The organism is Enterobacter cloacae complex sp. IR5450 (assembly GCF_049238665.1).
GTDB lineage: Bacteria > Pseudomonadota > Gammaproteobacteria > Enterobacterales > Enterobacteriaceae > Enterobacter > Enterobacter hormaechei_C.
Genome location: NZ_JBMKIC010000025.1, coordinates 62,264 through 68,558, shown reverse-complemented (window position 1 = coordinate 68,558; position 6,295 = coordinate 62,264). Strand labels below are relative to the sequence as shown.

At 54.0% G+C, this 6,295-nt stretch carries 8 protein-coding genes; all 8 read left to right on the top strand.

All coding sequences use genetic code 11. From position 1 onward, the window contains the following. The coding region (locus ACOTYB_RS17720; protein WP_421765853.1) for a flagellin at positions 1 to 400 on the top strand (400 nt) is incomplete at its 5' end. A 163-nt stretch (positions 401 to 563) separates the two neighbouring features. After that, positions 564 to 1,283: an RNA polymerase sigma factor FliA gene (locus tag ACOTYB_RS17715; RefSeq protein WP_003859623.1), complete on the top strand. Its 720-nt coding sequence runs from the start codon at positions 564 to 566 to the stop codon at positions 1,281 to 1,283. Positions 1,284 to 1,337: 54 nt separating this feature from the next. Further along, a complete protein-coding gene (gene fliZ, locus ACOTYB_RS17710) occupies positions 1,338 to 1,889 on the top strand; it encodes a flagella biosynthesis regulatory protein FliZ (RefSeq protein WP_015570235.1) in 552 nt (183 codons plus the stop codon). A gap of 86 nt (positions 1,890 to 1,975) precedes the next feature. Beyond that, the gene (gene tcyJ / locus ACOTYB_RS17705) at positions 1,976 to 2,776 is read left to right on the top strand and encodes a cystine ABC transporter substrate-binding protein (protein ID WP_003859627.1); all 801 of its coding nucleotides are present in this window, start codon (positions 1,976 to 1,978) and stop codon (positions 2,774 to 2,776) included. A gap of 103 nt (positions 2,777 to 2,879) precedes the next feature. Further along, positions 2,880 to 3,866 carry a D-cysteine desulfhydrase gene (gene dcyD, locus ACOTYB_RS17700; protein WP_047055196.1) on the top strand — a complete coding sequence of 329 codons (987 nt, stop codon included), beginning with the start codon at positions 2,880 to 2,882 and terminating at the stop codon, positions 3,864 to 3,866. Positions 3,867 to 3,887: 21 nt separating this feature from the next. Next, complete coding sequence (gene tcyL, locus ACOTYB_RS17695) at positions 3,888 to 4,556, top strand: cystine ABC transporter permease (RefSeq protein ID WP_003859632.1); 669 nt, start codon at positions 3,888 to 3,890, stop codon at positions 4,554 to 4,556. Further along, entirely contained in the window at positions 4,553 to 5,305 is a 753-nt protein-coding gene (tcyN, locus tag ACOTYB_RS17690; RefSeq protein ID WP_003859634.1) for an L-cystine ABC transporter ATP-binding protein TcyN, read from the top strand. The genes tcyL and tcyN overlap by 4 nt, the downstream gene beginning before the upstream one ends. Positions 5,306 to 5,528: 223 nt before the next feature. Continuing rightward, positions 5,529 to 6,251 (top strand): transcriptional regulator SdiA, encoded by a 723-nt coding sequence (sdiA, locus tag ACOTYB_RS17685; protein WP_003859639.1) that lies wholly within the window; start codon positions 5,529 to 5,531, stop codon positions 6,249 to 6,251. The last annotated feature ends 44 nt before the right edge of the window (positions 6,252 to 6,295 follow it).

Here is a 6,295-nt window from a genome sequence, read left to right as displayed (position 1 = left end):
ACAACACCTGTTGCTGGCCTGTTCGCCTGCTCTGTCGGGTGCTGGATGTTCATCCCAGTGGTTTTTACGCCTGGCTTCAGCAGGTAAATTCACTACCGACGCAGCGACTAAAGCTGCTACTACTACCGATCCACTGAAAGCATTGGACGATGCTATCAGCTCCATCGATAAGTTCCGTTCTTCTTTAGGTGCCATCCAAAACCGCCTGGGTTCTGCTGTCACCAACCTGAACAACACCACCACCAACCTGTCTGAAGCGCAGTCCCGTATTCAGGACGCCGACTATGCGACCGAAGTGTCAAATATGTCTAAAGCGCAGATCATCCAGCAGGCCGGTAACTCCGTGTTGGCCAAGGCTAACCAGGTTCCTCAGCAGGTTCTGTCTCTGCTGCAAGGTTAATCGCCTGATTACGCTTAAACCCCGCTTCGGCGGGGTTTTTTCTATCCACGCACAAGCGTAACCCCCCAAATAACCCCTCATTTCACCCACTATTCACCCGATTAAAACCCCTCCAGAATCGGATAATCATGCCGATAACTCAACTAACGCAGGGCTGTTTATCGTGAATTCACTCTATACCGCTGAAGGTGTAATGGATAAACACTCGCTGTGGCAGCGTTATGTTCCGCTGGTGCGTCACGAAGCATTGCGCCTCCAGGTGCGTTTGCCGGCGAGCGTGGAACTGGACGATCTGCTACAGGCGGGCGGTATCGGGTTATTGAATGCAGTGGACCGGTACGACGCTCTGCAAGGAACGGCATTTACGACTTACGCAGTGCAGCGTATTCGTGGTGCGATGCTGGACGAGCTGCGCAGCCGCGACTGGGTGCCGCGCAGCGTTCGCCGCAACGCCCGCGAAGTGGCGCATGCGATGGGGCAGCTGGAACAGGAACTGGGGCGCAACGCGACGGAAACCGAAGTGGCGGAACGTCTGGGCATTCCTGTTGAAGAATATCGTCAGATGTTGCTCGATACCAATAACAGCCAACTCTTCTCTTATGATGAGTGGCGCGAAGAGCATGGCGATAGCATCGAGCTGGTGACGGATGAACATCAGCAAGAAAACCCGTTACACCACTTACTGGAAGGGAATTTACGCCAGCGCGTGATGGAAGCGATTGAAGCTTTACCGGAACGTGAGCAACTGGTGTTAACCCTCTATTACCAGGAAGAGCTCAATCTCAAAGAGATTGGTGCCGTGCTGGAGGTGGGCGAGTCACGGGTGAGCCAGCTGCACAGCCAGGCCATTAAACGCCTGCGCACAAAACTGGGTAAGTTATAGGTGAGTCATTCGCCTTGGAAATGCCGCACAACGTATTGACAACCAGGAGTTATCATGACGGTGCAGCAATCTAAAAGACGGCCTTTAAGCCGCTACCTGAAAGACTTTAAACACAGCCAGACGCATTGCGCCCACTGTAAAAAATTACTCGACCGCATCACGCTGGTTCGTCGCGGTGAAATCGTGAATAAGATTGCGATTTCCCGCCTCGATACGCTGATGGATGAAGCCGCCTGGCTTGAAGAGCAAAAAGAGTGGGTAGCGCTTTGCCGTTTCTGTGGCGATCTCCATTGCAAAGAGCAAAGCGACTTCTTCGATATTATCGGCTTCAAGCAGTTCCTGTTTGAACAAACCGAGATGAGTCACGGCACCGTGCGTGAATACGTGGTTCGCCTGCGCCGCCTGGGTCAGCATTTGACCATGCAAAATATCTCCCGCGATCTGCTGACGACCGGATACCTGGATGAAAATCTGGAGCCCTGGCTGCCCGCCACCAGTACCAACAATTACCGCATCGCGCTGCGAAAGTATGCACAATATAAAGTCCAGATGCCGGGCGTCATAAAGCAGAAAGTCCGCGCCGGAACAACTTCTGATATATATTAAAAAAGAATAAGATGTAGCGCAGCCGCCTTTGACGTTGCAGGCGATTTCTCTACACTACTCAAAAATTCCACTGTATCGGAGTACTTATGAAATTAGCACTTCTGGGTCGTCAGGCGCTGATGGGGATGATGGCCGTTGCGCTGGTCGCGGGGATGAGCGTGAAAACGTTCGCGGCAGAGAATCTGCTCAACAAAGTTAAAGAGCGCGGCACGCTGCTGGTTGGGCTGGAAGGAACCTATCCTCCGTTCAGCTTCCAGGGTGACGACGGTAAACTGACCGGTTTTGAAGTAGAGTTTGCGCAGGAGCTGGCAAAACACCTCGGCGTTAAAGCCTCCCTGAAACCCACCAAATGGGATGGGATGCTGGCGTCACTGGATTCCAAACGTATTGACGTGGTGATTAACCAGGTAACCATTTCTGACGAACGTAAGAAGAAGTATGACTTCTCCACGCCGTACACCGTGTCCGGTATTCAGGCGCTGGTGAAGAAAGGTAACGAAGGCAGCATCAAGTCCGCAGCGGATCTGAAAGGTAAGAAAGTCGGCGTCGGTCTGGGCACCAACTACGAAGAGTGGCTGCGCCAGAACGTGCAGGGCGTGGACATCCGTACCTACGATGATGACCCGACGAAATACCAGGATCTGCGCGTAGGCCGTATCGACGCCATTCTGGTTGACCGCCTGGCAGCGCTGGATCTGGTGAAGAAAACCAACAATACCCTGGCTGTCGCGGGTGATGCGTTCTCCCGTCAGGAGTCCGGCGTGGCGGTGCGTAAGGGTAACGAGGATCTGCTGAAAGCCATCGATGGCGCCATTGCTGAGATGCAGAAAGACGGTAGCCTGAAGGCGCTTTCTGAGAAGTGGTTCGGCGCAGACGTGACGAAATAAGTCTCTGACTGACAAAAAAAGGCGCTTTTGAAAGCGCCTTTTTTATTTCTCGCGCGTCTGCGTGCATAATGAAATAACAATTGTTTGCGTGACCGGAGGAACCATGTCACTACAGAATTTAACGCGCTTTCCCCGTCTGGAATTTATCGGCGCACCCACGCCGCTGGAGTTTCTCCCGAGATTTTCTGACTATCTGGGGCGCGATATTTTCATTAAGCGTGACGATGTGACGCCCATGGCGATGGGCGGGAATAAGCTGCGCAAGCTGGAATTTCTCGCCGCCGATGCCCTGCGCGAGGGGGCGGATACGCTGATCACCGCCGGGGCAATTCAGTCTAACCACGTTCGCCAGACGGCGGCAGTGGCGGCGAAGCTGGGGCTCCACTGCGTAGCCCTGCTGGAGAACCCGATCGGGACGCAGGCAGAGAATTACCTGACTAACGGTAACCGTCTGCTGCTGGATCTGTTCAACGTGCAGGTTGAAATGGTCGACGCGTTGACCGACCCGGCAGCACAGCTCGACGAGCTGGCGACGCGTCTGGAAGCGCAGGGTTTTCGTCCATACGTGATCCCGGTTGGCGGCTCGAATGCGTTGGGTGCCCTCGGCTATGTTGAGAGCGCGCTGGAAATCGCTCAGCAGTGCGAAGGCGCGATAAGTTTATCCTCGGTGGTGGTGGCGTCCGGCAGTGCGGGGACCCATGCCGGTTTAGCGGTCGGGCTTGAGCAGCTGATGCCGGAGGTCGAGCTGATTGGCGTGACGGTTTCCAGAAGCGTTGCGGACCAAAAGCCGAAAGTCGTCACCCTGCAACAGGCGGTGGCTGAACAGCTTGCGCTTCAGGCGAAGGCGGAAATATTGCTGTGGGATGACTATTTCGCGCCGGGCTATGGCACCCCCAATGATGAAGGGATGGAGGCCGTTAAGCTGCTGGCCCGTCTCGAAGGTATTCTGCTTGACCCGGTCTATACCGGTAAGGCAATGGCGGGCCTGATCGACGGCATCGCCCGGAAGCGCTTTAAGGATGAAGGACCTATTTTGTTTGTTCATACTGGCGGAGCGCCTGCGCTGTTTGCCTATCATCCTCATGTCTAAAAATCAGGTAGAAAAATAATAATGCAAGAAAGTATTCAACTGGTTATTGATTCGCTGCCGTTCTTGCTTAAAGGCGCGGTGTTTACTTTACAGCTCAGTATCGGCGGGATGTTCTTCGGGCTGGTGCTCGGGTTTGTGCTGGCACTGATGCGCATGTCCAACATCTGGCCGGTGCGGTGGCTGGCGCGGTTTTACATCTCCGTGTTCCGCGGAACGCCGCTTATCGCCCAGCTGTTTATGATTTACTACGGGCTGCCACAGTTCGGTATCGAGCTGGATCCGATCCCGGCGGCGATGATTGGCCTGTCGCTGAATACAGCGGCGTACACCTCTGAAACGCTGCGTGCGGCGATCTCCTCCATCGATAAAGGGCAGTGGGAAGCGGCGGCCAGTATCGGGATGACCCCGTGGCAGACGCTGCGCCGGGCGATCCTGCCCCAGGCGGCGCGCGTGGCGCTGCCGCCGCTGAGCAACAGCTTTATCAGCCTGGTGAAAGACACCTCCCTTGCGGCGACCATTCAGGTGCCGGAGCTGTTCCGTCAGGCGCAGCTGATCACCTCGCGTACGCTGGAAGTGTTTACTATGTATCTGGCGGCCTCGCTGATTTACTGGGTGATGGCGACGGTGCTGTCCGCTCTGCAAAACTATTTTGAAAACCAGCTTAACCGCCAGGAGCGTGATCCAAAATGAGTGCAATTGACGTCAAAAACCTGGTGAAAAAATTCCACGGGCAAACGGTGCTGCATGGCATTGATCTTGAGGTTGAGCAGGGCGAAGTGGTGGCAATTATCGGCCCGAGCGGGTCAGGCAAAACCACGCTGCTGCGCAGCATCAATTTACTGGAGCAGCCCGAAGGCGGGACGATCCGCGTGGGTGATATCACCATTGATACCGGGAAACCCATCAGTCAGCAAAAAGGGCTGATTCGCCGCCTGCGCCAGCATGTCGGCTTCGTGTTCCAGAGCTTTAATCTCTTCCCGCACCGCACGGTGCTGGAAAACATTATTGAAGGTCCTGTCATCGTCAAGGGGGAACCTAAGGAAGACGCCACGGTCCGCGCCCGCGAGCTGCTGGCGAAGGTTGGCCTGGCAGGGAAGGAGACGAGCTATCCGCGTCGCTTATCTGGCGGGCAGCAGCAGCGTGTCGCCATTGCGCGCGCGCTGGCGATGCGCCCGGATGTGATCCTGTTTGACGAACCCACATCCGCGCTCGATCCTGAGCTGGTCGGGGAAGTGCTGAACACCATCCGACAGCTGGCGCAGGAGAAACGCACGATGGTGATTGTGACGCATGAAATGAGCTTCGCCCGCGACGTTGCCGATCGGGCTATTTTCATGGATCAGGGGAGAATAGTTGAGCAGGGGCCAGCTAAAGCGCTGTTTGCCAATCCGCAGCAGCCCCGTACCCGCCAGTTCCTTGAAAAATTCTTAATGCAGTAGCATTTTAGCGTTCAATTTGCTCCAGATGCCGCTTCTGGAGCAAATTATCCTCCCTTAAACTCCGTTCTGTTGCTTTTTTATTCCGCCTGAAGTGGATAAGCCATCGCCAAATTAAAGATAATCTGCCTGTGGCCGATATTTTATATAAATAATCATGCTAAATGTGTTAGGTTATATTCACCATAATAATGATTATCTTTATCAGAGGCTTCATTCGGCAAGTATGAGGGATATAGACTTTTTCACCTGGCGACGGGAATGCGTCCTCCGGTTTCAGCAAATGACCTGTGCTGACGAGGTATATCAGGAACTTCAGCGACAAACGCAGGCGCTTGAATTCGATTATTATGCGCTTTGTGTTCGACACCCTGTGCCATTTACCCGCCCGCGAACATCCGTCCATTCCAGTTATCCGCAACAATGGATGGCGCAATATCAGTCCGAGAATTATTTCGCCATTGACCCGGTACTGAAGCCGGAGAATTTTATTCAGGGACATTTGCCCTGGACGGATGAATTATTCACGGATGCCCAGCAATTATGGGACGGCGCGCGGGACCACGGTTTACGCAAGGGAATAACGCAGTGTCTGATGATGCCAAATCATGCGCTCGGTTTCCTTTCCGTGTCATGTACCAGCTTACAGGCACACTCGATATCCAGTGAAGAAGTTGAGCTGCGTTTACAAATGCTGGTCCAGATGGCACTCACTACGCTGTTGCGCTTTGAACATGAGACGGTGATGCCGCCTGAAATGAAATTCAGCAAGCGTGAACGGGAAATTCTGAAGTGGACCGCAGAAGGGAAGACGTCGGCAGAAATCGCCATCATTCTTTCCATCTCGGAAAATACCGTCAATTTCCACCAGAAGAATATGCAGAAGAAATTCAACGCACCGAATAAGATCCAGATAGCGTGTTATGCCGCGGCGACGGGACTTATCTGACTGATATCACGTTCTGCGTGTCAGACGAGAAAACGGCTGAATGC

Excerpts from the sequence above, each read along its gene's own strand:
- fliZ (WP_015570235.1), top strand. The coding sequence starts at position 1,338 with ATGACGGTGCAGCAATCTAAAAGACGGCCTTTAAGCCGCTACCTGAAA.
- sdiA (WP_003859639.1), top strand. The coding sequence starts at position 5,529 with ATGAGGGATATAGACTTTTTCACCTGGCGACGGGAATGCGTCCTCCGG.
- tcyL (WP_003859632.1), top strand. The coding sequence starts at position 3,888 with ATGCAAGAAAGTATTCAACTGGTTATTGATTCGCTGCCGTTCTTGCTT.
- dcyD (WP_047055196.1), top strand. The coding sequence starts at position 2,880 with ATGTCACTACAGAATTTAACGCGCTTTCCCCGTCTGGAATTTATCGGC.
- tcyJ (WP_003859627.1), top strand. The coding sequence starts at position 1,976 with ATGAAATTAGCACTTCTGGGTCGTCAGGCGCTGATGGGGATGATGGCC.
- tcyN (WP_003859634.1), top strand. The coding sequence starts at position 4,553 with ATGAGTGCAATTGACGTCAAAAACCTGGTGAAAAAATTCCACGGGCAA.